We start from the raw sequence: 24,539 nt of genomic DNA on the forward strand, positions 1-24,539 counted from the left end.
TCCTACCAGGTCTGTGCTCTCGCGCCTTCGGTCCGGTCCAGCGGCGGGCCCGTGAGGGTCCGGCGAGCCGGGGCGCGCACGTCTTTGTCTGTTACAGGTCTACCCCGCCGTCGGCGAGATCCTTCTTCAGTTGCGCGATCTCCTCCGGAGTCGCGCCGATCAGGGGCAGTCGCAGCGGGCCGGCCGGCAGACCCTGGAGGTCCAGCGCGGCCTTGGCGAGAATGACACCCTGGGTGCGGAAGATACCGGTGAAGACCGGCAGCAGGCGCTGGTGGACGGCCGTGGCCTTGGCCACATCGCCGGCCAGGTGGGCCTCGACCATGGCCCGCAGCTCGCCGGCCACCACGTGCCCGACCACGCTCACCACACCCACGGCCCCGACCGACAGCAGCGGCAGGTTGAGGATGTCGTCGCCGGAGTACCAGGCGAGGCCGGAGCGGGCGATCGCCCAGGACGCGGCACCGAGGTCGCCCTTGGCGTCCTTGTTGGCGACGATCCGCGGGTGCTCGCCCAGCCGGACCAGCGTCTCGTGGCTCAGCGCGACACCGCTGCGGCCCGGGATGTCGTACAGCATGACAGGAAGTTCGGTGGCGTCGGCGATCCGCACCGTGTGCCGGTACAGGCCCTCCTGCGGGGGCTTGCTGTAGTACGGCGTGACCGACAGCAGGCCGTGCGCGCCGGCGGCCGCGGCCTGCCGGGCCAGCTCGACGCTGTGGTGCGTGTCGTTGGTGCCGACGCCGGCCACCACGTGGGCCCGGTCGCCGACCGCCTCCACCACGGCGCGGACGAGCTGGGCCTTCTCGGCGTCACTGGTGGTCGGGGACTCGCCGGTGGTGCCGTTGACGACGAGGCCGTCGTTGCCGGAGTCGACGAGGTGCGCGGCGAGGCGCTGGGCGCCGTCGAGGTCGAGGCCGCCGTCGGCGGTGAACGGTGTCACCATCGCGGTCAGGACCCGGCCGAAGGGCGTCTGGGGGGTGGAGGTCGGAGCCATGTGTCCAAAACTACTCGTAGGCGGTGGGGCGACACCCAGGCCGGTCCAGTGTTCGGACGGCCGTGCCTCCGGAACGGTCCCGGATCGTCCCGGTACGGCCCCCGCGGAACCGGTGCCAGCAGCGGAAACATGGGATTCCGGTGCTGCGTGCTCGGGGGTTCAAGCAGCACCGGAATCCGTGTTCACGAGCGTAGGGAGAGGTCAGAAATGCCGCAATCCAGACATGCCCGGCACTGCCCCCGGATGCTCGTCGTCGCAGGTCAGGGCGCGACCCGGCCGTGCTTCTCGAAGGCCGCATGGGTGAGCGGCATGAGCTCCGCCCACTGCTCCTCCATCCGCTCGGCGACCATCTCGATCTCGCGCTGCGGGAACGACGGTACCGCCGCGTACTCCCGCTTGGTGCGCAGTGACAGGAAGTGCATCAGCGAGCGGGCGTTGCAGGTCGCGTACATCGAGGAGAACAGCCCGACCGGCAGCACCGCGCGGGCGACCTCGCGGGCCACGCCCGCCGCCAGCATCTCCTGGTAGCGCTCGTAGGCCTCGCGGTAGGCGGCCTCCATCGAGGCCGTGACGGTCCGGTGCTGCTCCGGGGTGCCGTCGACGAACTCGTAGCGCCCCGGCCGGCCCTGCTGGACCAGCTTGCGGTCCTCGGCGGGCACGTAGAAGACCGGCTGCAGCTCGCGGTAGCGGCCGGACTCCTCGTTGTAGGACCAGCCGCTGCGGTGGCGGTGGAACTCGCGGAAGACGAAGATCGGCGCGCTGATGAAGAAGGTCATCGAGTTGTGCTCGAACGGCGTGCCGTGCCGGTCGCGCATCAGGAAGTTGATCAGGCCCGCGGACTTGTCCGGGTCCTGCTGGAGGGCCTCCAGGGACTGTTCCCCCGCCGTCGAGACCCGGGCCGCCCAGATGACGTCCGAGTCGGCGGCGGCGGCGCGGACCAGGTCTGCGGTGATGTCGCTGCGGAACCGGGGGGCGGTCGTGTCCTCGCTCAAGCGTTGCTCCTCGCGGGCTTGCCGATGGTGCTGCCGGCGCCTCCCGGGGCGGGGTCGGCACCGGTGGTGCGGTGCAGCCGGATCGCGTGCTGCATGGTCCTGCGGGCGCGCGGCACGTCGCCGGCGTCGGCGTAGGCCACCGCGAGCCGGAAGAAGACCCGCCAGTCGCCCGGGGCGGCCTCGGCCTCAGCGCGAACACCGCGTCGGCCGAGGCGCGGTCGATCCGCCCGCCGTCGGTGCGCTCCAGCTCGTCGACCGGCAGACCGCCCTCGGCCTCCAGCTCGCGGGCGAGCCGCTCGCTGTCCCGTCCGAAGCGGACCGTCTGGCGCAGGAACCAGAAACCGACGACCGGGATGACGAAGGCGCACAGGCCCAGGCCGATGCCCAGCGGCTTGCCGGTGGCGACCAGTTGGACGCCCTCTCCGACGCAGATCAGCGCGACCAGGGCCAGGACTCCGGAGAGGACGAAAAAGCCGGTACGGGAGGTCATGCCGGGCTCACAGGTCCAGGAAGTGTTCGAGGCCCAGGGTGAGCCCGGGCGTCTCCACGACCTTGCGCACACCGAGCAGGATGCCCGGCATGAAGCTGCTGTGGTGCAGCGAGTCGTGCCGGAGGGTGAGGGTCTCGCCCTCGTCGCCGAACATCACCTGCTGGTGGGCGAGCAGACCGCGCAGCCGCACCGAGTGCACCGGCACCCCGTCGACGTCGGCGCCGCGGGCGCCGGGCAGGCCGTGGGTGGTCGCGTCCTGCTGCGGCGGGCGGCCGGCCTCGGCGCGGGCGGCGGCGATCAGCTGGGCGGTGCGGGTGGCGGTGCCGCTGGGGGCGTCCGCCTTGTGGTCGTGGTGCAGCTCGACGACCTCGACCGACTCGAAGTACTTGGCCGCGGCCTGCGCGAACTTCATGCCGAGCACGGCGCCGATGGAGAAGTTCGGCGCGATCAGCAGACCCAGCTCCGGCGCGGCGGCGAGCAGCCCCCGGACGGTCGCGAGCCGCTCCTCCGTCCAGCCGGTGGTGCCGGTGACCACGTGGATGCCGTGCGACAGGCAGTAGTCGAGGTTGCCCATCACCGAGTCGGGGTGGGTCAGTTCGACCGCGACCTGCACCCCGGCGTCGGTCAGCTCGGAGAGCTCCGAGCCCCGGCCGAGGGTGGCGACCAGTTCCAGGTCCGGGGCGGCCCCGACGGCCTTGACGGCCTCCGAGCCGATCCGGCCCCGGGCGCCGATCACAGCGACTCGCAGCGTCATGGTGAGTAGTCCCTTCAGGCCAGCAGGTCGGCCAGCTTGGCGGCCCGCTTGTCGGTGATCGGGCCGATCAGCGCGAGCGAGGGCCGGTACGCCCCCAGCACATCACGGGCCACGTCGTGCACGTCTTCCAGGGTCACCGCGGCTATCCGCGCCAGCATGTCGTCCACCGACAGGTGGTGGCCGTAGCTCAGTTCGGCCTTGCCGATCCGGTTCATCAGCGAGCCGGTGTCCTCCATGCCGAGCACGGTGGAGCCGGAGATCTGGCCGATCGCCCGCCGCAGCTCCTCCTCGGTGATGCCCTCGGCGACCACCTTGGCGAGCTCCTCGCGGCAGATCCGCAGCACCTCCTCGACCCGCTTGGGCTGGCAGCCGGCGTAGATGCCGAACAGGCCGCTGTCCGCGTACGAGGAGGAGTACGAGTACACCGAGTACGCCAGGCCGCGCTTCTCCCGCACCTCCTGGAACAGCCGCGAGCTCATCCCGCCGCCGAGGGCCGCGTTGAGCACGCCCATCGCCCAGCGGCGCTCGTCGTGCCGGGGCACCCCGGGCACGCCCAGCACCAGGTGGGCCTGCTCGGTGGAGCGGTTGAGCACCTCGACCCGGCCGGCGGTGCGCAGCGCCTTGACGCCGCGGCGGGCCTCGGTAGGAACGGCGTCGGACTTGGCGAGCAGCGGTGCGAAGGCCCGCTCGACCTGCCGGACGACCTTGCGGTGGTCCAGGTTGCCGGCCGCGGCGACGACGAGGTGCTCGGGCCGGTAGCGGCGGTGGAAGAAGTTCGCGATCTGGTCGCGGGTGAGCGACCTGACGGTCTCCTGGGTGCCGAGGATCGGGCGGCCGAGCGGGCCGTTGCCGAAGATCACCTTGGCGAAGAGGTCGTGGACGACGTCACCCGGGTCGTCCTCGGCCATCGCCATCTCCTCGAGGATGACGCCGCGTTCGGCCTCGACGTCCTCCGGGCGGATCAGCGAGCCGGTGAGCATGTCGCAGACCACGTCGATGGCCAGCGGCAGGTCGGTGTCGAGCACCCGCGCGTAGTAGCAGGTGTTCTCCTTGGCGGTGAAGGCGTTCATCTCGCCGCCGACCGCGTCCAGGGCGGCCGAGATGTCCAGCGCGCTGCGCCGCTCGGTGCCCTTGAAGAGCAGGTGCTCCAGGTAGTGCGTGGCGCCGTTGAGCTGGGGGGTCTCGTCACGAGAACCGACCCCGACCCAGATGCCGAAGGTCGCGGAGCGCACCGTCGGCAGGGTCTCGGTGACGACGCGCAGGCCGCCGGGAAGGACGGTGCGGCGCACGATTCCGGCACCGTCCGCGCCCTTCAGCAGGGTTCGGGTCGTGCCGGGGCGCTGCGTCGCCGCCGAGGCCAGAGCCACGGGGGTACCTCCGTAGAAAGCAATCCGTCGAAGCATGGGGGGACAACAGGGTGCGGCCCGCACGCCGCTGGGGGCGTGCGGGCCGCGGGATCAGCTAGCGGCGCTTCACTCGGAAGCGGCCTCGCCGTTCTCCTCGCCCTCGACGACCGGGATCAGCGAGAGCTTGCCGCGCGGGTCGATCTCGGCGATCTCGACCTGCACCTTGGCGCCGACGCCGAGGATGTCCTCGACGTTCTCCACGCGCTTGCCGCCGGCCAGCTTGCGGATCTGCGAGATGTGCAGCAGACCGTCCTTGCCCGGCATGAGCGAGACGAAGGCACCGAAGGTCGTGGTCTTGACCACGGTGCCCAGGTAGCGCTCGCCGACCTCCGGCATGGTCGGGTTGGCGATCTGGTTGATCGTGGTGCGGGCGGCCTCGGCGGCCGGGCCGTCGGCGGCACCGATGTAGATGGTGCCGTCGTCCTCGATCGTGATCTCGGCGCCGGTGTCCTCCTGGATCTGGTTGATCATCTTGCCCTTGGGGCCGATGACCTCACCGATCTTGTCCACCGGGATCTTGATGGTGATGATGCGCGGCGCGTTCGGGGACATCTCGTCCGGGGAGTCGATGGCCTCGTTCATCACGTCGAGGATGTGCAGACGGGCGTCGCGGGCCTGCTTCAGCGCGGCGGCGAGCACCGACGCCGGGATGCCGTTGAGCTTGGTGTCCAGCTGCAGCGCGGTGATGAAGTTGCGGGTACCGGCGACCTTGAAGTCCATGTCGCCGTACGCGTCCTCGGCACCGAGGATGTCGGTGAGGGTCACGTAGTGGGTCTCACCGTCGATCTCCTGGGAGATCAGGCCCATGGCGATACCGGCGACGGCGGCCTTCAGCGGCACACCGGCGTTCAGCAGCGACATGGTCGAGGCGCAGACCGAGCCCATCGAGGTGGAGCCGTTGGAGCTCAGCGCCTCGGAGACCTGGCGGATGGCGTACGGGAAGTCCTCGCGGGACGGCAGCACCGGCAGGATCGCCCGCTCGGCGAGCGCGCCGTGGCCGATCTCGCGGCGCTTCGGCGAACCGACGCGGCCGGTCTCGCCGACCGAGTACGGCGGGAAGTTGTAGTTGTGCATGTAGCGGCGACGGGTCTCCGGGGAGAGCGTGTCCAGCTGCTGCTCCATGCGGAGCATGTTCAGCGTGGTGACACCCAGGATCTGGGTCTCGCCGCGCTCGAACAGGGCCGAGCCGTGCACCCGCGGGATGGCCTCGACCTCGGCGGCCAGGGTGCGGATGTCGGTGACACCGCGGCCGTCGATGCGGACCTTGTCCTTGATGACGCGCTCGCGGACGGTCTTCTTGGTCAGCGCGTTGTAGGCGGCGCTGATCTCCTTCTCGCGGCCCTCGAACTCGGGCAGCAGCTTCTCGGCGGCCAGCGCCTTGACGCGGTCCAGCTCGTTGTTGCGCTCCTGCTTGCCCGCGATGGTGAGGGCCTGCGCCAGCTCGTCCTTGACGGCGGCGGTCAGCGCGGCGAGCACGTCGTCCTGGTAGTCCAGGAAGACCGGGAACTCGCCGGTCGGCTTCGCGGCCTGGGCGGCCAGCTGGGCCTGGGCGGCGCAGAGGACCTTGATGAACGGCTTGGCGGCGTCCAGACCGGCGGCGACGATCTCCTCGGTCGGCGCCTCGGCGCCGCCCTCGACCAGCTTGATGGTCTTGTCGGTGGCCTCGGCCTCGACCATCATGATCGCGACGTCGCCGTCCGGCAGGGTCCGGCCGGCCACGACCATGTCGAAGACGGCCGACTCCAGCTCGCTGTGGGTCGGGAAGGCCACCCACTGGCCGTTGATCAGCGCGACGCGGACGCCACCGATCGGGCCGGAGAACGGCAGGCCCGCCAGCTGGGTGGAGGCGGAGGCGGCGTTGATGGCCACCACGTCGTACAGGTGGTCCGGGTTGAGCGCCATCACGGTGACGACGACCTGGATCTCGTTGCGCAGGCCCTTGACGAAGGACGGGCGCAGCGGGCGGTCGATCAGGCGGCAGGTGAGGATCGCGTCCTCGGAGGGCCGGCCCTCGCGACGGAAGAACGAGCCGGGGATCCGGCCCGCGGCGTACATCCGCTCCTCGACGTCCACGGTCAGCGGGAAGAAGTCGAAGTGCTCCTTCGGCTGCTTGGACGCGCTGGTGGCCGACAGCACCATGGTGTCGTCGTCCAGGTAGGCCACGGCGGAGCCGGCGGCCTGACGGGCCAGACGGCCGGTCTCGAAGCGGATGGTACGGGTGCCGAAGGAACCGTTGTCGATCACGGCTTCGGCGTAGAACACGTTCTCTTCCACCTGGAAGATCTCCTCTTTCGTACGTCTCCGGGAGAGCGTCCCCGCGTAATCGCCTGCGTGCTGACCCTGGACGGTCCGGGCCGGTCTTCGATCGAAGCCTCCGGCGGTCCCCGCTTCGGTCTGCGGGGCCTCCGGCGGCCACTACCGAGGACCGGCGCCTCTCGGCCGGCCGGGTTCGGACGGGCGGTCCGCGTCTGGACGCTCTCTCGGATGCGGGCGGCTTCCGTTTGAAGCCTTCGTCCCGCGGGGGGTCGGGTCCTGCTGCCCGGTGGCGCGCTTTCGGCGCCATCACCCGGCATTCCCACAACCCTACGGTGCAATCCTCGGCCACCTGGGGAGGTGCGCGCGAGTTGTTATCCCCGGCCGGTGGGCGCGGGCGCCGTGGTGGGCACCCGGGTCACCGGTCGCGGCATACGCTCCCCGGTGTGGGGAGCCGCCCCGAGCGGCGTTCTCAGCGGGCGCCGCCGGCGGCACCGCGGCGGATGCCCAGGCGGTCGACGAGCGTACGGAAGCGCTCGATGTCCTTCTTGGCCAGGTACTGCAGCAGACGGCGACGCTGGCCGACCAGGATCAGCAGGCCACGACGCGAGTGGTGGTCGTGCTTGTGGGCCTTGAGGTGCTCGGTCAGGTCCGAGATGCGGCGGGAAAGCATGGCGACCTGGACCTCGGGGGAGCCGGTGTCGCCCTCCTTCTGGCCGAACTCGGCGAAAATCTGCTTCTTGACGTCAGAGGCGAGAGCCACTGCAACTCCTTCGAGGTGATACCGAGCGTTCCTGGTCTACGGCACAGGACTCTGCGAGAACTCGGTGTCGTGTGACGGGCGCGGCCGACGGGCGGCGTCCCACCCGGGGACGGACACACGGCTGCGCTCGGAGGCCAAGCGTACCAGTGCCGCCGACGCCGACGGTCGGCGGCCCCGGTGCGCGGATCAGCCGGTGGCGCCGCGGACCAGCCGGTAGACGTCGAGGACGGCCAGCACCAGCGGGACCAGCGACATCAGGGTGAGGCTGTCGACCAGGTCCAGGATGCGCCCCCAGAAGGGGGAGACCCCGAGCCGCGGCACCACCAGGGCGATCGCGGTGAGCACGGCGGCGCCGAAGGCGATCGAGGCGGTCAGCCAGACGGTGCGCAGATCTGCGTCGGTGGAGCCGAGGCCGACCCGCAGCACGAACTGCGGGGTGTGCAGGGAGAGTCCGACGATCAGCAGCGACAGGCCGAGCAGCCCGGCGACGGTGAGCGCGAGGACCTGGGCGCTGTAGCGGAACAGCCGGGCCCGGAGCATGGCGGCCAGTCCGAGGACGAGGGCCAGCAGCTCGGGGAAGGTCCGGTCGGTGAAGCCGAGCACCGCGCAGGAGCCGACGACCACCGCGGCGCAGCCGCCGACCAGGCCGACCAGCACCTCGTGCCCGCGGCGGGCCTGGTGGGCGATCCGCTCGTACTGGACCAGCTCGGCGCGGGCGGCGTCCTCGTCGTGGTCGCGGCCCCGGGCGCGGGTCTGGCCGGGGGCGCTGTAGCCGACCGGCAGCCGGGCGAAGCGGGCGGACAGGCCGGGCAGGAAGCCGATCACGGCGATGGCGGCGACGCCGGTGACGGCCGCGATGTGGTGGGCCGGAGTGCCGGGCAGCAGGACGGCGGCGAAGGTGGCGAGCGCGCCGGCCGCGGCCAGGAAGGCGGCGGCCACGAACAGGGAGTCCTTCTCCGGCAGCAGGCCGACCAGCAGGACGGCGACCACCAGGACGGCGACGCAGCCGGTCAGGAACTGGAGCCGGCCGGGGCCGTCCAGCGGGCCGCCGGTCGGCGCGAGGAGGCCGCTGCCGGCGATCAGGGCGTGCGGCAGGGCGCCGAGGCCGAGCGCGAGGCCGGCCCAGGCGTCCCGGTAGACCCGGGCGCGGACGCCGGCGAGGGCGGTGAGCACCACCGCGACGACGCCGGAGAGCACGCCGGGCAGGCCGTGCATGTCGTGGCGCAGGTCGGCGAACCAGAGCGCGAAGCCGAGCAGGGTGAGCAGCACGCCGGCGCCGACGAGGCCGAAGGCGCGCATCAGCTCGGGGCTCCAGAACCGGCGGTCGGTCTCGCCGGCGGTGGCGATCGCGTCGGCGACGTCGTCGTAGACGGCGGGCGGCAGCGACTCGGCGAACGGGCGCAGGTTGAGCAGGTCGCCGTCGCGCACCTGCTGGGCGGCGAGCGAGCGGCCGCCGTCGAGCACGGTGCCGTCGCGGCGGACCAGGTGGAAGCCGGTGGGGACGCCTTCGGGCTGGGTCTGGCCGGACAGTCGCAGCACCTCGGGGTACACGTCCGCGAGCGGGACGTCCTCGGGCAGGGCGACGTCGATCCGGCTGTCCGGCGCGACGACGGTGACCCGGCAGAAGCCGGTGGTCGCGGGCGTCGTCATGCCCGCACCTCGTTCGCTCGACGCACTGGGCGCTCCCCCTTGATGACGGTGTTCGGTGACGGGTGCTCGGCGCCGGCGCGCGGTGCCGCCGCCCCCACGGTGCCGGCTCGGCACCGGCGGTCGGCCGGTCCGGCCCCCGCGCGGGCGCCGTCCGGCGGAACCGGCCGGGCGCGGCCACGAGTTGGCGCGGCGTTACCCTACCCGCTCGGTTCGTGCCCGGCCCCGCGGAGGGCGGGCGGGGCCGCGGACGCGGGCCCCAGTAGGATCGGCCCCTGCGCAGGGCGGCGGGGGCGGTGCGCTCCTCCCCGGATGCCTGCGGTCGGCGGAGCGGGGGCGGCGTCACACGGGGCGTCCTCACCCGTACGGATCCTGTTGCGTGAGGGCTGATGCCGTAGTGATCTTGCGAAGCGTTCGTGGTCGGGGGGTGGGACGCGTATGGGCGTGATCATGGTCAAGCGGCCGCCCCGGGCCTATCCGCCCGCGGTGCCGGACGAGCCGGTGGAGCTGGTGACCCCACCCGAGCTGCCCCGCTCGGGCGGCGAGGACTGGGTGATGAGCATCCTGCCGATGCTCGGCATGGGCGGTTCGGCGGTGTTCTTCTTCGCCCCCGGTGCCCAGGCCCCGATGAAGATCATGGGCGGTCTGATGATCGTCTCGACGGTCGGCATGGCGCTCGCCCAGATCGTCCGGGCCCGCAAGGGCGGCTCCACGGCCACCGCGGACGAGCGGCGCGACTACCTCAAGTACCTCCAGCAGATGCGCCGCCAGGTACGCCGGACCGCCGAGCGCCAGCGCGGCGCGCAGCTGTTCCTCAATCCCGAGCCGGACCAGCTCTGGTCGATCGTCGCCGACGGCCGGCGGCTGTGGGAGCGCCGGGCCGCCGACGCCGACTTCGCGCAGATCAGGGTCGGCCGCGGACCGGTCCAGCTGTCCACCCCGCTGGTCGCACCGCAGACCGCGCCGATGGACGAGCTGGAGCCGCTCTCGGCGGCCGCGATGCAGACCTTCCTGAACGCCCACGGCACCCTGCAGGACCTGCCGTTGGCGATCTCGCTGCGCGCCTTCTACCACATCACGGTCTGCGGCGACCCGGACACCGTGTACGGGAACGTCCGGGCGATGATCGCCCAGCTGACCACCCTGCACTCGCCGGACGACCTGCTGATCACGGTCGCCGCGGCACCCGGCGCGGTGGACGAGTGGGAGTGGACCAAGTGGCTCCCGCACAACCAGCACCGCAAGGAGAACGACGGCGCCGGCTCCCGCCGGCTGATCGCCACCGGGCTCGGCGACCTGGAGCTGCTGCTCCAGGACGAGCTGGCCGGCCGGCAGCGGTTCGTCCGGGACGCGGCCCCGGCCGCCGACCAGCCGCACATCGTGGTCGTCATGGACGGCGCCTCGGTGCCGCACGACTCGCTGCTGGCCGGCGCCGAGGGCGTGCACGGGGTGACCATCGTCGAGGTGGTCCCGGGCGACCTGGACGAGCCGAGCGGGCACCTGGTCGTCACCGTCTCGCCGGACGCCCTGGTGCTGCGCTCCGCCTCGGGCGCCACCTACACCGGCAAGCCGGACACCCTCGGCGCCTGGCAGTCCGAGGCGCTGGCCCGGCAGCTGGCGCCGTACCGGGCCTCGGCCGGCGGCGACGACGAGCCGCTGCTGTCCAACCTGGACTTCACCGATCTGATGAACTCCGGCGACCCGGGCTCCTTCGACGTGACCCGCAGCTGGCGGCAGCGGGCGCAGCACGAGCGGCTGCGGGTGCCGATCGGCGTCGGGGCCGGCGGTGAGCACGTGTACCTGGACCTCAAGGAGGCCGCGCTGGAGGGCATGGGCCCGCACGGCCTGTGCGTCGGCGCGACCGGCTCCGGCAAGTCCGAGCTGCTGCGCACCCTGGTGCTGGCGCTGGCGATGACGCACTCCTCGGAGACGCTGAACTTCGTGCTCGCCGACTTCAAGGGCGGCGCGACCTTCGCGGGCATGGCAGACATGCCGCACACCTCGGCGGTGATCACCAACCTGGAGGGCCAGCTCACCCTGGTCGACCGGATGCGGGACGCCATCGAGGGCGAGCTCAACCGCCGCCAGGAACTGCTGCACCGGGCGGGCAACTACGCGAACATCCACGAGTACGAGCGGGCCCGGGCGGCCGGCGCGGCGCTGGACCCGCTGCCCTCGCTGGTGCTGATCATCGACGAGTTCTCCGAACTCCTCACCGCCAAGCCCGACTTCATCGACATGTTCATCCAGATCGGCCGGATCGGCCGGTCCCTCGGGGTGCATCTGCTGCTGGCCTCGCAGCGCCTGGAGGAGGGCAAGCTGCGCGGCCTGGACACCTATCTCTCCTACCGGATCGGTCTGCGCACCTTCTCGGCGGCCGAGTCACGGGCGGCGATCGGTGTCCCGGACGCCTACCACCTGCCGCCGGTGCCGGGTGTCGGCTACCTGAAGTTCGGCACCGATGTGATGGAGCGGTTCAAGGCCGCCTACGTCTCCGGGGCCTACCGGGCGCCGGGGCAGCAGCGGTCGACCGGCGGCCGGCTGGTGTCCGCGCGTCCGGTGCGGTTCACCGCGGCCGAGGTGCCGGTGACCGAGCCGCTGGTGCAGGAGGTCGAGCCGCTGGTCGAGGAGCAGGACGACGCCCTGGCGGACACCGTGCTGGACGTGTTCGTGCAGCGGATGGCGGGCCAGGGCCCGGCCGCGCACCAGGTGTGGCTGCCGCCGCTGGACGCGCCGCCGAGCGTGGACCAGCTGCTGCCGCCGCTGCAGGCGACCGCCGAGCGCGGGCTGACCGCGCCGCAGTCCGGCACGCTGGGCCGGCTGCGGGTGCCGGTCGGCATCGTCGACAAGCCGCGCGACCAGAAGCGCGACATCCTCGAGCAGGACTACGCGGGCGCGGCCGGCCACGGACTGGTGGTCGGCGGCCCGCGCTCCGGCAAGTCGACCATGATCCGCACCACGGTGGCCTCGTTCGCGCTCACCCACACCCCGCTGGAGACGCAGTTCTACCTGCTGGACTTCGGCGGCGGCGGCTTCCAGTCGCTCCAGGACCTGCCGCACGTCGGCGGGGTGGCCGGGCGGCTGGACGCGGAGAAGGTGCGCCGGATGGTCTCCGAGGTGCACGGGGTGCTCAACCGGCGCGAGGAGCTCTTCCGCAGCACCGGGATCGACTCCATCGGCACCTACCGGGCCCGCCGGGCCGCCGGCGCGCTGCCGGACGAGCGGTTCGGCGACGTCTTCCTGATCGTCGACGGCTGGAACACCTTCAAGCAGGAGTTCGAGGCGCTGGAGCCGGTCATCGGCGACATCGCCCAGCGCGGTCTCGGCTACGGCGTCCACCTGATCGTCACCGCGACCCGGTACGCCGAGGTCCGCCCGGCGCTCAAGGACCTGCTGCAGAACCGGACCGAGCTGAAGCTCGGCGACGCGATGGAGTCCGAGGTGGACCGCCGGGTGGCGCAGGCCGTGCCGGCCGTGCCGGGCCGGGGCGTCACCGTGGACCGGCTGCACTTCCTCACCGGCCTGCCCCGGCTGGACGGCTCCGACTCGGTGGAGGACCTGCAGAACGGTGTGGCCGGACTGGTCCAGGCGGTCGCCGGGGCCTGGACCGGTCCGCGCGCGCCGCAGGTGCGGATGCTGCCGACGGTGCTGGACGGACAGTCGCTGCCGAAGGGCTTCGAGCACCCGGAGCGGGGTGTCGCCTTCGGCGTGGACGAGGCGGAGCTGGCGCCGGCCTTCGTCAACTTCGAGACCGACCCGCTGTTCATCGTGTTCGGCGACACCGAGTCCGGGAAGTCCGCGCTGCTGCGGATGCTGGTCAAGCAGATCACCGAGCGGTACACCCCGGACCAGGCGGGGATCGTGGTCGGCGACTACCGGCGCGCGCTGCTCGGCGTAGTCCCGCCGGAGTACCTGGTCGAGTACGCCGCCGCGCAGCCGGCCATGAGCTCCGTGGTCGAGATGCTGCGCGGGGCCTGCTCGCGCCGGCTGCCCGGTCCCGACGTGACCGCGGAGCAGCTGCGCAACCGCAGCTGGTACAGCGGCAAGGACATGTTCGTGGTGGTGGACGACTACGAGCTGGTGGCGACCTCCTCGGGCAACCCGCTGGCCGCGCTGGCGGAGTTCCTGCCGTTCGCGCGCGACATCGGGTTGCGGGTGATCGTCGCGCGCAGCGCCGGCGGCGCCGGGCGTTCGCTGTACGAGCCGTTCATGCAGCGGATGCGGGAGCTGGGCGGGCAGGGCGTACTGCTGTCCGGCAACCGGGACGAGGGTCCGCTGCTGGGCAACGTCAAGCCGCAGGCGCTGCCGCCGGGCCGGGGCGTGTTCGTCTCGCGCCGGGTGACCAGCGGGCAGATGGTGCAGACGGGCTGGCTGCCGGCGCCGTAGCGGCGGCGGGCCGGTCGTCACGGAACGTAGTGGAAGGGGTCGGATCCCAGGGTCCGACCCCTTCCGGCGTCCCGAGTGCCGAAACGTTACCTAGATCTTTCCGCCGGAGGGCTGCGGTTCCCGTACCCGGCCGGGGGCAGGCCGCACGAGCTGGGAGCTTCCGGACGACCTGCCTCCGCATACGGTCGCGACCTTGGATTGAGGCGCGCAACACCACGTTCACCTTGGATTCAAGTGCGATGTGGCGAAAGTAACAAGTCGGACATGCATAGTGATGACGATAAGTGATCATCAGATCGCATGTCTGTACGCACAGCGACAACGGATTCCGAAGCAATTCCAGCATTGACGCGATCGATACGGCCAAGGTTCCATGGCGGCCCGGGAGCGACAGGACCAGAACCGAGCAGACAGCCAGCGGAGGCGATACCGCTCCCTCTCCAGGACCGCACAGAGCCGATCGGATGCCCCGATGACCGACACGCTTCGCCCACCGACCGCCGCGGCCCCCACCTCGGCCGTCGCGGGCGCCCCCGCCGCCCCGCAGACGCTCAAGCGTTCGATCGGCGTCGTGGGCGGCACACTGCTCACGCTGTCCTGCGTCACACCGGCCTCCACGCTCTTCGTGATCGTCCCGGAGCTGTTCTCCAGCATCGGCAGCGCCACCGCGCTGGCCATCGCGATCGGCTCGGTGCTCTGCATCGCGGTCGCCTTCTGCTACTCCGAGCTCGGCACCCTGATCCCCAGCGCCGGCGGCGAGTACGCCATGGTCGGCACCCTGGCCGGACGGCTGGCCGGCTGGCTGGTGTTCGTGCTCTCGCTGATCGTGGTGATGATCGTCCCCTCGGTCATCGCCCTCGGCACCGCCGACTACCTGGCCCCCGTCCTGCACGTGGACAAGCCGCTGGCCGGCGCCGCGGTGATGCTCGCCGCCACCCTGGCCGGCCTGCTGGACCTGCGCGCCAACGCCTGGATCACCGGCGTCTTCCTGGTGCTGGAGGTCGTCGCGGCCGGTGTGGTGTCGGTGCTCGGCTTCGCCCACGCCAACAGCGGCGCGCCCAGCATGCTGCACGGCGTGGTCACCGGCGAGGACGGCGTCACCACCACGGTGAGCATCGGCGCGATCATCGGCGCCCTCGGCATCGCGCTCTTCATCACCCAGGGCTTCTCCACCGCCGTCTACCTCTCCGAGGAGCTGGAGAACCCGCGCCGCAACGTGTCCCGCACCGTGCTGTGGACGCTGGCGATCTCCGCCGCCGTCATCCTGGTCCCGGTCGCCGCCATCACCATGGGCGCCCCCGACCTCGCCACCCTGAGCTCCGGCGACATCTCCGGCATGGTCACCGCCTGGAGCAACTCGGCCGTCGGCACCTTCATCAGCCTCTGCGTCGCGCTGGCCATCATCAACGCCGGCATCGTCATGGTCATCCAGAACTCCCGGGTGCTGTTCGCCTCGGCCCGCGACAAGGCGTGGCCCGGCCCGGTCAACAAGGCCTTCGGCACCCTGGGCCGGTTCGGCTCCCCGTGGGTCGCCACCCTGGCCGTCGGCCTCCCCGGCGCCGCGCTCTGCTTCGTCAAGGGCGAGCTGCTGAGCGAGATCACCGGCGTCGCCGTCACCGGGATGTACCTGCTGGTCGCGATCGCCGCACTGCTCTCCCGCCGCAACCACCACAAGCACGCCGCCGCCTGGCGGATGCCGCTGTGGCCGGCCGTCCCGGCGGTGCTGATCGTGGTGCTGGTCTACGTGATCACCCAGCTGGACACCGTGCCGCTGTTGTGGACCGGCGGCATCACCGCCGTCGCCACCCTCTACTGGCTGCTCTACCTGCGCCCCCGGCAGGACACCCGCTGGGTGATCACCATTCCCGAGGACCAGCAGGCCTGAGCCCCCAAGACCCCCACCCCTCCCCCACACGGCAGTGCCCCGGGCTCCCCCTGGCCCGGGGCACTGCCGCGTCCGCGTGCTACTTCCTGAGCTTCCAGTCCGGGGCGAGCGCGATCGTCCGCAGCTGCTCGACCGTGAGCGCCGGGTTCGTCCGGGTGGCCGCGGTCACCTGGCTGCCGCTGTTGGAGGCGCTGACCACCACCCGCAGGCCGTCCGGGCGCAGGGTGTCGACCGTCCACCTCACCAGCTTGCCGGGCTGCTTGCGCACGACCACCCGGGTGCCGTCGGGGAGCGTCTCGGCGCCGCCGAAGATCCCGCCGCCCGACGGGTCCTTGCTCCAGTCCTGCACATTGATCTCCACCAGGGACTTGCCCTTGCCGTCGTTCACCACGAAGTCGGCGAAGCCCGGCTGGCCGCCGGTCTCGGTCTGTTTGAGCCCGGCCGGGAGCAGCCCGGCGGTGATCGCCAGGATCTCCTCCTGGGTGTACTCCTTGCCGGCGCCACCGGGCCGGACCGGGACCGGCTCCGCGAGGGCCGTGACCACCCGGTCCCAGGCCGTGTCGACGACGACCGCCTTCAACTGCTCGGGGGTCAGCGGCGGAGTGGCCCGGGAGACCGGGCCGCCCTTCTGCGACACGGCGTTCCACTCGTTCAGCTCGATCAACCGGCCGTCCTTGCCGAGGAGGGTGGCGAACCACCGCTTGGTGGCGACCCGGCGGTCCGGGTACTCGTAGCCCTGGAACACGGTCAGCCGGCCGCCGTCCGGCAGCGTGCTCTCGGTGCAGGCGTCGTACGGGACGTACTTCTTGTCCGGGCAGCCGGCGTCCTTCCGGCGCGGGTCGTCCTCGGCGAGCCTGGCGATCGAGATCGTGATGTGGGCCCCGCCCCTGCCGTCGTCCAGGACCAGCGCGGCACCCGGCGACCCACCGCCGCCCGGACGGTCCTGGAAATCGGTTCCGGCCGCCGACGCGTTACTGACCCGGCCCTCGGGCAGCAACGCCCGGAACGCGGCCAGCACCTCTTCCCCGCTGACCCCCGCAGCGCGGGCGGGGCCGGCGGAGGTGCTCGGGGACGAGCCCGGCGTGGGCGAGGCCGTGCCGCCGGAGTCCGGGGCGCCGCTGGCCGCCGGGGCCGGCCGGGAGGCGGCCGGGGAGCCGTCGGTCAGGTACACCGCGCCGGTGCCGACCAGGGCCAGCGCGGCCGCGCCGCCCACCGCGGCGGCGGCCGAACGGCGGCGCCAGCGGCGACGGCCGCGGGCCAGTCCCCGGGCCGCCAGTCCGGCCGGGCCGTGCGGGCCGAAGCCCTCGCCCGTACGCGCCATGGCGTGCAGCAGATCATCCTCGAAGCCGTCCGGTGCGGACATGCGTGATCACCGTTTCCTTCGGTCACGGGACGGGGGCCGGTGGCGGCACCCCGTGGGAGGCGGTCGGGGCGGGCCGGGTCAGCGGAAGGCCAGCTCGGCCAGCGAGTCGCCGAGCTGTTCGCGCAGTCGCGCCAGCGCCCGGGTGCTGCGGGTCCGGACCGCGCCCGAGGACAGCCGCAGCACCTCGGCGGTCTGCTCGACGCTGCGGTCCTCCCAGTAGCGCAGCACCAGCACCGCGCGGTCCTTGGCGGGCAGCCCGCCGAGCGCGTCGAGCAGGGTGAGGCGCAGCGCGCCGTCCGGCTCCCGGCCCTCGATGTCGGGCAGCCGGTCGGTGGGGTGCTCGCCGCTGGAGCGGCGGCGCTTCTGGGCGAGGAAGACCCGCACCATCACGGTGTGGGTGTACGCACCCGGGTTGTCGACCCGGTGCCGTCCACCCGTCCAGGCGCTGCGGCGCCAGAGCACGTACATCCGGCCCAGGGCCTCCTGGACGAGGTCCTCCGCCTGGTGGGTGTCACCGCCGGTGAGCAGACAGGCCGAGCGGTACAGCCGCCCGGTGTGCCCCGACACGAGTTCCAGGAACTCCGCGTCCTTCGCCTCGCGCGCGGCCCCGATCCGCACCATCCCCCACACCCCTCCGGCTCACCGCTGTCGACACCTTCTTGATGCGGTGAGCGGGAGGGGATGTTACAGCGGGCACGAAGAAGTTCCGGACGGCGCCGCCGGGTTCGGCGGCGGCGGTCCAGGGGCGGCGGTTCAGGGGCGGCGGCGGTGGTCGCGGAGGACGATGCCGCCGCCGATCAGCAGGGCGACCAGCAGCGCCCCCACACCCAGGACATAGGTCGCGGTCCGGCCGTCGCGGTCGGCCTGGGTCTCGCCGAGGCCGAGCGGGCGGGGCACGATCGGGGCGGACGCCAGCTGCACCGGCGGGTCCTCGGCCGGCTTGTCCGGCGGCGCCGCGGGCGCGGTGGTGACGGCCTTCACCGGGTCGACCACGCCCCAGCCGATGTACTCGTTCGCCTTGTGGTCGGTGCGCTGCGCGGTCTGCTCGATCCAGGCGCGCACCTGGCTCGGCTTCCAGTCCTTGTGCGCGCCGACCAGCAGCGCCGCCAGCCCGGCCACGTAGGGCGCGGCGAAGCTGGTGCCGTTGTCCACGCACTGCCCGCCGCGCGGGACGGTGGAGAGCATGTCGACGCCGGGGGCCGCGACGTCCACGAAATCGCCGTACTGGGAGAAGTAGGTGCGCTCGTTGTTGCGGTCGGAGGCGCCGACGGCGAGCACGGTGCGGAAGGCCGCCGGGAAGGTGTCGCCCTTCTTGCCGTCGTTGCCGGAGGAGGCGACCACCACCACGCCCCGGCTCTCCGCGTTGTCGACCGCGGCCTTCAGCTCCTCGTAGCCGACGAAGCGGGTGTCGGCCGCGCCGCGCACGTCCTGCGAGATGTTGATGACCTTGGCGCCCTGGGCGACGGCCGAGTTGACGGCCTCCACCAGCGAGTGCACATCGCCGTTGCCCTCGGCGTCGTTCTGCCGGATGGACAGCACGGTGGCGCCCGGGGCGATGCCGACGAAGCCGGTCCGGTCGCTGCGGGAGGCCGCGATGATGCCGGCCACCTTGGTGCCGTGGCCGACCAGGTCGTCCTTGCCGCCGCCCTCGACCCGCTTGCCCTCCTTGTCCTTGAGCAGCGAACCGCCGTCGAGGACCTTGTCGGCCAGCTGCGGGTTCTGGTCGTCCACCCCGGTGTCGATGACCGCGACCAGGACGCCCGCACCGGTGGTCGCGCCACCCTGCCAGAGCTCGTCCAGCACCATCCGCTGGAGCGACCACGGCACGGCCTGCACGTTCTGCGCGTTCTTGCCGCACTCCCCCGACGCCGAGACGCCCGGCCCCTCGGCCGCCGCCGGCACCGTCAGCGGGCCGCCGAGCAGCGTGAGTGCGGCCACCGCCGCGGCCGCCGTCCGGTACCTGACCACCGGCACCTTGCCACCCCTCATGTCGTCCACCTGGTCGTGCGGTCGCGCCAAAGGCGGGTGCCCGCCCGGGGCACCCGCCCTTCGGCGCGTGGTACTGGGGCCGTGAACCGTCAGCCCGTCCAGAGGGTGGCGTTGCGGTTCTCGGTGCTCTGGTAGCTGGAGGCCGCGCTGTCCAGGGACTTGGCGATCGACTCCAGCACCTGCTGGAGGTGCTCGGCGCGCTGGTCCCACTTGGCCTGGTGGGCCTGGTAGCCCTGCTGGGCGGCGCCCTCCCAGCTACCGGAGATCTTGGTGACGCCGGACTTCAGCTCCTCGAGCTGGGCCTTGATGGTCCCCGCGGTCCGGCGGACCTCCGAGCTGGCGTTCTTGATGGTCTCGAAGTTGACCAGAATGTGTTCGGCCACGATGTCTCCTAGTCGAGGCTGCGAAGCACCCCATCACCCGAGGGGTGCGTCGCCGGGTGAACGGACAGAGCTGAGGATCAGGACGCGGCGGCGGAACCGAAGATCGCCTGCTGGTCGGCGTCCGCCTGCGAGTACTTCTGGGTCGTGAGCTCGATCGCGTCCTTGATGGCGCGCAGCGACTTGTTCAGCTCCTGGGCGTCGGTGTTGAACTGACCCTGGAGGTTGGTGTACGCCTGCGCGGCCTGGCCCTGCCAACCACCGGTGATCGAACCCACCAGGTTGTTGAGACCGTTGATCTCGGTGTTGATCTGGTTGATGACCTCGTCCATGTGCTTGGCGAAAGCCAGCATCTCCTGAGCGGTCGTCTTGAACTGACCCATGCTCTACCGTCCCCCATGAGACAGACCTTGAGTCCGGAGGGATCGTTTCCGGCCCCCCGGGCACCACCGGTGTGATGTCCTGCAGCACTGTAGTCGGCACACGCAGCTCGCCCAACACCGGGCGACGGTCGGTTACCAAGCCATGACATCGTGGCCAATTCCTTTGCAAGCAGCGGTGGGAGGCCCGGGAAGGCCGCCGCGCTGTGCTAGGCGTTCTGCTGCTGGGCCGCGCTCCTGGCGTTGAGCGCCGGGCCGACCGGCACCAGGTTCGACCACTGCTGCGGCACCGGCGCCGGCTGCAGCCCCTGGTAGCCCAGCCGGGCCTGGTTGCCGCCCAGCTCCTCGGGCTGCGGCGGGCCGGACGGGGTGGCCGGCTGTCCGGACGGCCCCTTCGCCGCGCCGGGCTGGGCGGGCGCCGGGACGGACGGCTGGCCGGGCTGGGCGGGGGGCGTGGTCTGGCCGCCCTTGCCGCCCTCGCTGCTGGCCGGCACCGCGTAGCGCAGACCGGTCTCGGTGATGAGGAAGTCCGTGCCGGAGCCGTCCGTTGCGTTGTCCAGCGCGCGGTAGAACAGGCCGTGACCCGGGGTCACGTGCGCCGTCGACGTGCCGTTGCCGTACCGCACCGGGTACTCGGTCCCGGCCCAGACGCTGCGCCGCGGCGTCCGGCCGTCCTCCGCGACCCCGTCGAAGGTGCTGCAGACCACCGCCCGGGCGTCCTTCGGCGCCTGCCAGGAGTTGGCCGGCGCGCCCGTCCGGGTGGGCCAGTCCGCGGCGCCCTCGGCCATCAGCGGCACACTGCTGTTGACGGTGGCGTGCTCGGCCGGGGTGAGGTCGTCGATCCGCGGGCTCTTGTTGGCGTCCTGGTTGTACAGCGGCTGAAGCAGCGGGTTCTGCCGGACGAGCTCCGCCTGGAACTGGCTGACCAGCAGCAGCTGGCTCTTCCCCACCACGTAGTACTTCTCGCCGAACCGCACCAGCCGGCCGACCTTGCGGTCCTCCGGGTTCTGCAGCGGCACCGAGGAGTTGGCCGTCCTGGTGTCCGGGACCAGCCCGTCGATCCGCGGGAAGACGATGTCGCTGCCCGGCGCCAGGGTGTCCAGCCAGTCCTTCTTCACCTTCTGCGGGACGGCCGTCGACCCGAAGACGGCCCACATCAGCTGCGAGCGGGTGGTGTCGGAGTCCTCCGGTCCGCCGATCGCGTGCCGACGGCCCTTGCTGTCCACCAGGAACACCCGCAGCTTCCCCGGGCCCGCGGCCGGACCGGAGGCGGTCACCTGGGGGTCGTCCGCCTGCTGCACCAGCAGCGCCTGGCCGACGTCCAGCATCCGGTCCTTCGCCCCGAGCACGTCCGCGTCGGCGCCGCCCGCCACGAACACCGCCTGGTCGACGGTGCTCCCCTGCTCGTCGCCCGGCCGGTCGCAGACCGACCACTTCATCGGCCGGCTCGCGTTCTCCTTGCTCGGCAGCTTGTCCGGCGCGTACGGGATACCGATCGTCGGGCCGTGGTTGGGATAGCGGTCGAGCACGCCGTCGTCGACCACCACCACCTTGCTGTCGACCGGCAGCACCAGCCGCGCCGAGGCCATGTTCAGCACCTGGTGCAGCCGCTTGGTCTTCCCGTCCGGGTCGACCAGCACCACGTAGCGGGTGGTGCTCTGCTTGCCCTGGACGATGTACTTGCCCTCGTCCCAACCCACCGGCGCGCTCGGCTTGAACACCCCCCACAGGCCGAAGCCGCCGATCACCAGCGCCCCCACCACCACGCTCGGCAGGATCGCCTTCACCGGACGCGGCGCGTCCTCGTCGCTCCCCCCGCCGCCGGGCAGCAGAAAGGCCCCGACCGTGCGCTTGCGGGCGAAGGTGTAGGCGTTCAGCTCGTCCCGGCGCGATGCCATGCTCGTCGTCTCCCCTGTCGGACCCTGCTCCCCGTGGCCTGCCACCCCCCGGGCGAGAACGGGCTCGAACCCTCTACGATGCGGCAGCAGACGGTGAGTACGGTACGGGTACGGTTCACGCACCGGCCAGCCGGGCCGCGACAACCGACCAGAGAGGGGCACTCGGGGGATGCCGAACCAGACCGTTCCGGGGCGCCGGAGCACGTCACGGGGCAGCGCTTCGCGCCGCTCCGCGCGGCGCGACGGGACCGACACCGCGGGCTCCCCGGCCCCGGGACGCGCCGACGGACCCCAGGGGCCCGTCGCGGTCCGCGTCCACCCCCGGCCCGGGCTGCTCGGCAGCCGGCTGAGGCTCCAGCAACTCGTGCTGGTCGAGGTCGCGGTGGCCCTGGTCGCGGTCGGCTGGACGATCAGCAGGCCGGTCGCCGCCGGCTTCGGCGCGGTCGCCCTCGCCCTGGTCGCGCTGGCGCTGGTGCCGCTGCGCGGCCGCACCCTCCCCGAGGCGCTGCGGGTGCGCGCCGCGCTCAAGGCCCGCCGCAAGCGGGCCCGCGCCCACCTCCCGCCGCCCGGCACCGACCCGGCGCTCGCGCCCGCCCTGGAACTCGAACCCGCGCTGCGCACCTGCACCCACGCGACCGAGGCCGACCTCGGCGGCCGCCCGGTGCGCCGGGAGACCGGCATGGTCGGCGACGGCACCTTCCTCAGCGCCGTCCTGCTCGTCCAGGCCAAGGACCTGCCGCTGCGTCCGGACCGCACCGCCCGGCCGCTGCCGCTGGACGTGGTCTGCTCGGCGCTGCGGGTCGACGACATCGCCCTGGAGTCGGTCCAGCTCGTCCAGCACACCCAGCCGGCACCCGCGCCGCACCTGCCCGAGCAGTCGCTGGCCGCCCGCGCCTACCGGGAGCTCGCCGACGGCACCGCCACCCCCGCGCTGCGGCTCACCTGGGTCGCGCTCAAGCTCGACCCGGAGCGGGCCGCCACCGCGGTGCGCGCCCGGGGCGGCGGCGAGGCGGGCGCCCGCAAGGCGCTCCAGCGGGTCACCGACCAGCTGGCCGGGCGGCTGAACAGCGCCGGATTCGACGTCACCGTGCTCGACGAGCGCGAGCTGATCGCCGCCCTCGCCATCTCCACCTGCGTCAACCCGCTGGCCACGGCGGTCCGGCAGGGCACCGGCAGCGGCGGCGGCAGCGGACGGCGCACCCAGGAGAGCAACCGGTTCTGGCGGGTCGACGACCGCTGGCACAGCACCTACTGGATCTCCCGCTGGCCGCAGCTGGGCCGCCCCGGCGGCGCCCCCGGCCGGATCGCCGTCCCCGACCTGGTGAACCTGGTCACCGGCGCGCCCGCGCTGGCGAGCACCTTCAGCCTGACCGCCGGTCACGGCACCGGCGGCTCGGTCACCCTCAGCGGCCACGTCCGGGTCACCGGGCGCAGCGAGAGCGAGGCCGTCGAACTCGGCCGGCAGCTGGAGGCCCGGGCCCAGAGCGCCGGGCTCGGCCTGGTCCGGCTCGACCTGGAGCAGGCGCCCGGCGTGCTCGCCACCCTGCCGCTGGGAGGTGCGTCCTGATGACGCAGCAGTCCTATCCCGCCCCCGCCCCGCGGGCCGGCGCGGAGCCGCCGCCGCGGACCGGGCGCCGGCTGCTGCCCGGCTTCGGGCTGCGCGGCCCGCGCCGGGAGAAGCACGTGCTCACCCTCGCCGAGCTCGACGCGCTGTCCTTCCCGGTCGGCGACGACGGCGTGCTGATCGGCGAGGACGTGCACCGCGCCCGACCCGCCGTGCTCGGCCTGTTCCGGCCCAGCTCCTACGACCTGGTGCTGGTCGGCGGCCTCTGGACGGCGCAGGTCATCGCGCTGCGGGCGGCCGCCACCGGCGCGCGGATCGCCGTCGAGACCGCCCGCGGCCACCTCTGGGGGCCGATGGCGCAGGCCGCCGGCGGCGGACAGCCGTGCGTGACGGTCCACCAGCCCGGCCGGCTCGGCCCGCAGGGCGCCTCGGTCACCTCACCGGTGCTCGTGGTGCGCGACCTCGGTGCCCGCCCGCCGCGCAGCCGGCTCTCCGCCACGCCCTGGCAGACGGTCCTGACGGTGGTGCCGCACCTGGGGCCGAACGCCTCCCGGGTGCTCAACGCGGCCGACCTGGTCGGGGTGCAGCGGGTGATGCCGGAGGAGGCCGAGCTGATCGGCCGGGTGCTCTCGCTCGGACCGGCCGAGACCGCCGCCCTGCCGTCGCTCCCGGACGACCTGACGCTGTGGACGACCCGGATGAGCCGTCAGTACGTCCGGGTGGTCACCGGGCAGGCCGAACGGCAGGTCCTGGGCGGCCCGCGCCGCCTCGACTGACCCGCGGGGACCCGGTCGGGACCCGGTCGGGGCCTGTGTGCGGCCCGTGTGCGGCCCGGTCGGAGATGAGACACCGCCTTCAGCCGGGGGTGGCTCACGGCCTAGGCTGTGGGACGGCAACGGCACCGCGAACTTGCGGCGGCGAACACGAGGGAGCCCTAGGTGAGCAGCGATCGGGACGGCGTCTACGTCGGCGACAACGCGGCGGAGGACGACGACGACTGGTCCGACGCGCCCGACTACACTCCCCCGTCCTGGTACGTGCAGACGGACGCCGCGGGTGCTCCGGCGGCCGCGCCGGGTGTCGGGGTGACGCCGGCTCCGGACGGTGCGGCCGCACCGGCGTCGGTGCCCGCCCCCGCGCCTGCGGCCGCGGCCGTACCTGTGCCCGCCCCGGCACCGGCCCCGGCACCGGCCCCTGCACCCGTTCCCGCGCCGGACGCCGTGGCGCCGCAGGTCGCGGCCCAGCCGCACGCGCAGCCGCTCGCGCCGTCGCAGCCCCAGGCGCCGGTGCAGCCCTCGACGTACCCGCAGCCGCAGCCGGGCGAGGCTGCCGTCCCGGTGGCAGCTCCGGCACCGGCACCGGCACCGGTCCAGGGTGTCCCCGCCGAGCCCTTCGCGG

17 protein-coding genes and 2 pseudogenes are annotated in these 24,539 nt (G+C 72.8%); 5 read left to right on the forward strand and 14 right to left on the reverse strand.

Annotation, left to right across the window (positions count from 1 at the left end; translation table 11 throughout):
* Positions 1 to 91 precede the first annotated feature (91 nt).
* The 8 genes and pseudogenes from dapA to eccD form a co-directional block, all read right to left on the reverse strand.
* Positions 92 to 991, reverse strand: coding sequence for a 4-hydroxy-tetrahydrodipicolinate synthase (gene dapA / locus VR45_RS20940; protein ID WP_045941328.1), 900 nt, complete (start codon positions 989 to 991; stop codon positions 92 to 94).
* A 260-nt stretch (positions 992 to 1,251) separates the two neighbouring features.
* Positions 1,252 to 1,983, reverse strand: coding sequence for an FAD-dependent thymidylate synthase (thyX, locus tag VR45_RS20945; RefSeq protein ID WP_045941329.1), 732 nt, complete (start codon positions 1,981 to 1,983; stop codon positions 1,252 to 1,254).
* Positions 1,980 to 2,473: pseudogene (locus VR45_RS20950) on the reverse strand (hypothetical protein). The gene thyX and the pseudogene VR45_RS20950 overlap by 4 nt, the downstream one beginning before the upstream one ends.
* A 7-nt stretch (positions 2,474 to 2,480) precedes the next feature.
* Positions 2,481 to 3,227: a 4-hydroxy-tetrahydrodipicolinate reductase gene (gene dapB, locus VR45_RS20955; RefSeq protein ID WP_045941330.1), complete on the reverse strand. Its 747-nt coding sequence runs from the start codon at positions 3,225 to 3,227 to the stop codon at positions 2,481 to 2,483.
* Positions 3,228 to 3,241: 14 nt separating this feature from the next.
* Positions 3,242 to 4,630, reverse strand: coding sequence for a pitrilysin family protein (locus VR45_RS20960; RefSeq protein WP_078896697.1), 1,389 nt, complete (start codon positions 4,628 to 4,630; stop codon positions 3,242 to 3,244).
* Between the two features lie 69 nt (positions 4,631 to 4,699).
* Positions 4,700 to 6,907, reverse strand: a complete 2,208-nt coding sequence (locus tag VR45_RS20965) for a polyribonucleotide nucleotidyltransferase (protein WP_030397712.1) — start codon at positions 6,905 to 6,907, stop codon at positions 4,700 to 4,702.
* 451 nt (positions 6,908 to 7,358) lie between these two features.
* Positions 7,359 to 7,649, reverse strand: a complete 291-nt coding sequence (gene rpsO, locus VR45_RS20970) for a 30S ribosomal protein S15 (protein ID WP_030397713.1) — start codon at positions 7,647 to 7,649, stop codon at positions 7,359 to 7,361.
* A gap of 186 nt (positions 7,650 to 7,835) precedes the next feature.
* Positions 7,836 to 9,299, reverse strand: coding sequence for a type VII secretion integral membrane protein EccD (eccD, locus tag VR45_RS20975; protein ID WP_045941332.1), 1,464 nt, complete (start codon positions 9,297 to 9,299; stop codon positions 7,836 to 7,838).
* A 435-nt stretch (positions 9,300 to 9,734) separates the two neighbouring features.
* Between eccD and VR45_RS20980 the strand changes: the two genes are divergently transcribed.
* Both VR45_RS20980 and VR45_RS20985 read left to right on the forward strand, forming a co-directional pair.
* Positions 9,735 to 13,682 carry a type VII secretion protein EccC gene (locus VR45_RS20980; protein WP_045941333.1) on the forward strand — a complete coding sequence of 1,316 codons (3,948 nt, stop codon included), beginning with the start codon at positions 9,735 to 9,737 and terminating at the stop codon, positions 13,680 to 13,682.
* Positions 13,683 to 14,154: 472 nt separating this feature from the next.
* Positions 14,155 to 15,567 (forward strand): APC family permease, encoded by a 1,413-nt coding sequence (locus VR45_RS20985; protein ID WP_045941334.1) that lies wholly within the window; start codon positions 14,155 to 14,157, stop codon positions 15,565 to 15,567.
* Between the two features lie 79 nt (positions 15,568 to 15,646).
* Here VR45_RS20985 and VR45_RS20990 read toward each other — a convergent pair whose 3' ends face one another.
* The 6 genes from VR45_RS20990 to VR45_RS21015 form a co-directional block, all read right to left on the reverse strand.
* The gene (locus VR45_RS20990) at positions 15,647 to 16,930 is read right to left on the reverse strand and encodes a hypothetical protein (protein ID WP_045941335.1); all 1,284 of its coding nucleotides are present in this window, start codon (positions 16,928 to 16,930) and stop codon (positions 15,647 to 15,649) included.
* Between the two features lie 78 nt (positions 16,931 to 17,008).
* Entirely contained in the window at positions 17,009 to 17,551 is a 543-nt protein-coding gene (locus tag VR45_RS20995) for a SigE family RNA polymerase sigma factor (RefSeq protein WP_078896698.1), read from the reverse strand.
* Between the two features lie 132 nt (positions 17,552 to 17,683).
* On the reverse strand, positions 17,684 to 18,919 hold the full coding sequence (gene mycP, locus VR45_RS21000) for a type VII secretion-associated serine protease mycosin (RefSeq protein WP_045941341.1): 1,236 nt from the start codon (positions 18,917 to 18,919) through the stop codon (positions 17,684 to 17,686).
* 89 nt (positions 18,920 to 19,008) lie between these two features.
* On the reverse strand, positions 19,009 to 19,302 hold the full coding sequence (locus tag VR45_RS21005; protein WP_045941336.1) for a WXG100 family type VII secretion target: 294 nt from the start codon (positions 19,300 to 19,302) through the stop codon (positions 19,009 to 19,011).
* Positions 19,303 to 19,379: 77 nt separating this feature from the next.
* Positions 19,380 to 19,682: a WXG100 family type VII secretion target gene (locus tag VR45_RS21010; RefSeq protein ID WP_045941337.1), complete on the reverse strand. Its 303-nt coding sequence runs from the start codon at positions 19,680 to 19,682 to the stop codon at positions 19,380 to 19,382.
* Between the two features lie 206 nt (positions 19,683 to 19,888).
* Positions 19,889 to 21,577, reverse strand: coding sequence for a type VII secretion protein EccB (locus VR45_RS21015; protein WP_045941338.1), 1,689 nt, complete (start codon positions 21,575 to 21,577; stop codon positions 19,889 to 19,891).
* 169 nt (positions 21,578 to 21,746) lie between these two features.
* On the opposite strand from VR45_RS21015, the gene eccE reads away from it, so the two are divergent.
* The 3 genes and pseudogenes from eccE to VR45_RS21030 all read left to right on the forward strand — a co-directional run.
* Complete coding sequence (gene eccE, locus VR45_RS21020) at positions 21,747 to 23,144, forward strand: type VII secretion protein EccE (protein ID WP_078896699.1); 1,398 nt, start codon at positions 21,747 to 21,749, stop codon at positions 23,142 to 23,144.
* Positions 23,144 to 23,917 (forward strand): hypothetical protein, encoded by a 774-nt coding sequence (locus tag VR45_RS21025; protein WP_078896700.1) that lies wholly within the window; start codon positions 23,144 to 23,146, stop codon positions 23,915 to 23,917. Before eccE ends, VR45_RS21025 begins: the two co-directional genes overlap by 1 nt.
* 162 nt (positions 23,918 to 24,079) lie before the next feature.
* Positions 24,080 to 24,539: pseudogene (locus VR45_RS21030) on the forward strand (MinD/ParA family protein); the annotation flags it as partial.

The organism is Streptomyces sp. NRRL S-495, from assembly GCF_000966955.1.
GTDB classification, from domain to species: Bacteria; Actinomycetota; Actinomycetes; order Streptomycetales; family Streptomycetaceae; genus Kitasatospora; species Kitasatospora purpeofusca.

What these genes read in the sequence shown, in the direction of transcription:
- VR45_RS20990 (WP_045941335.1), bottom strand. Translation starts at nt 16,930, where the DNA reads ATGTCCGCACCGGACGGCTTCGAGGATGATCTGCTGCACGCCATGGCG.
- mycP (WP_045941341.1), bottom strand. Translation starts at nt 18,919, where the DNA reads ATGAGGGGTGGCAAGGTGCCGGTGGTCAGGTACCGGACGGCGGCCGCG.
- VR45_RS21025 (WP_078896700.1), top strand. Translation starts at nt 23,144, where the DNA reads ATGACGCAGCAGTCCTATCCCGCCCCCGCCCCGCGGGCCGGCGCGGAG.
- VR45_RS20995 (WP_078896698.1), bottom strand. Translation starts at nt 17,551, where the DNA reads ATGGTGCGGATCGGGGCCGCGCGCGAGGCGAAGGACGCGGAGTTCCTG.
- VR45_RS21010 (WP_045941337.1), bottom strand. Translation starts at nt 19,682, where the DNA reads ATGGGTCAGTTCAAGACGACCGCTCAGGAGATGCTGGCTTTCGCCAAG.
- VR45_RS20980 (WP_045941333.1), top strand. Translation starts at nt 9,735, where the DNA reads ATGGGCGTGATCATGGTCAAGCGGCCGCCCCGGGCCTATCCGCCCGCG.
- dapB (WP_045941330.1), bottom strand. Translation starts at nt 3,227, where the DNA reads ATGACGCTGCGAGTCGCTGTGATCGGCGCCCGGGGCCGGATCGGCTCG.
- eccD (WP_045941332.1), bottom strand. Translation starts at nt 9,299, where the DNA reads ATGACGACGCCCGCGACCACCGGCTTCTGCCGGGTCACCGTCGTCGCG.
- dapA (WP_045941328.1), bottom strand. Translation starts at nt 991, where the DNA reads ATGGCTCCGACCTCCACCCCCCAGACGCCCTTCGGCCGGGTCCTGACC.
- VR45_RS21015 (WP_045941338.1), bottom strand. Translation starts at nt 21,577, where the DNA reads ATGGCATCGCGCCGGGACGAGCTGAACGCCTACACCTTCGCCCGCAAG.
- VR45_RS20985 (WP_045941334.1), top strand. Translation starts at nt 14,155, where the DNA reads ATGACCGACACGCTTCGCCCACCGACCGCCGCGGCCCCCACCTCGGCC.
- VR45_RS20960 (WP_078896697.1), bottom strand. Translation starts at nt 4,630, where the DNA reads ATGCTTCGACGGATTGCTTTCTACGGAGGTACCCCCGTGGCTCTGGCC.
- eccE (WP_078896699.1), top strand. Translation starts at nt 21,747, where the DNA reads ATGCCGAACCAGACCGTTCCGGGGCGCCGGAGCACGTCACGGGGCAGC.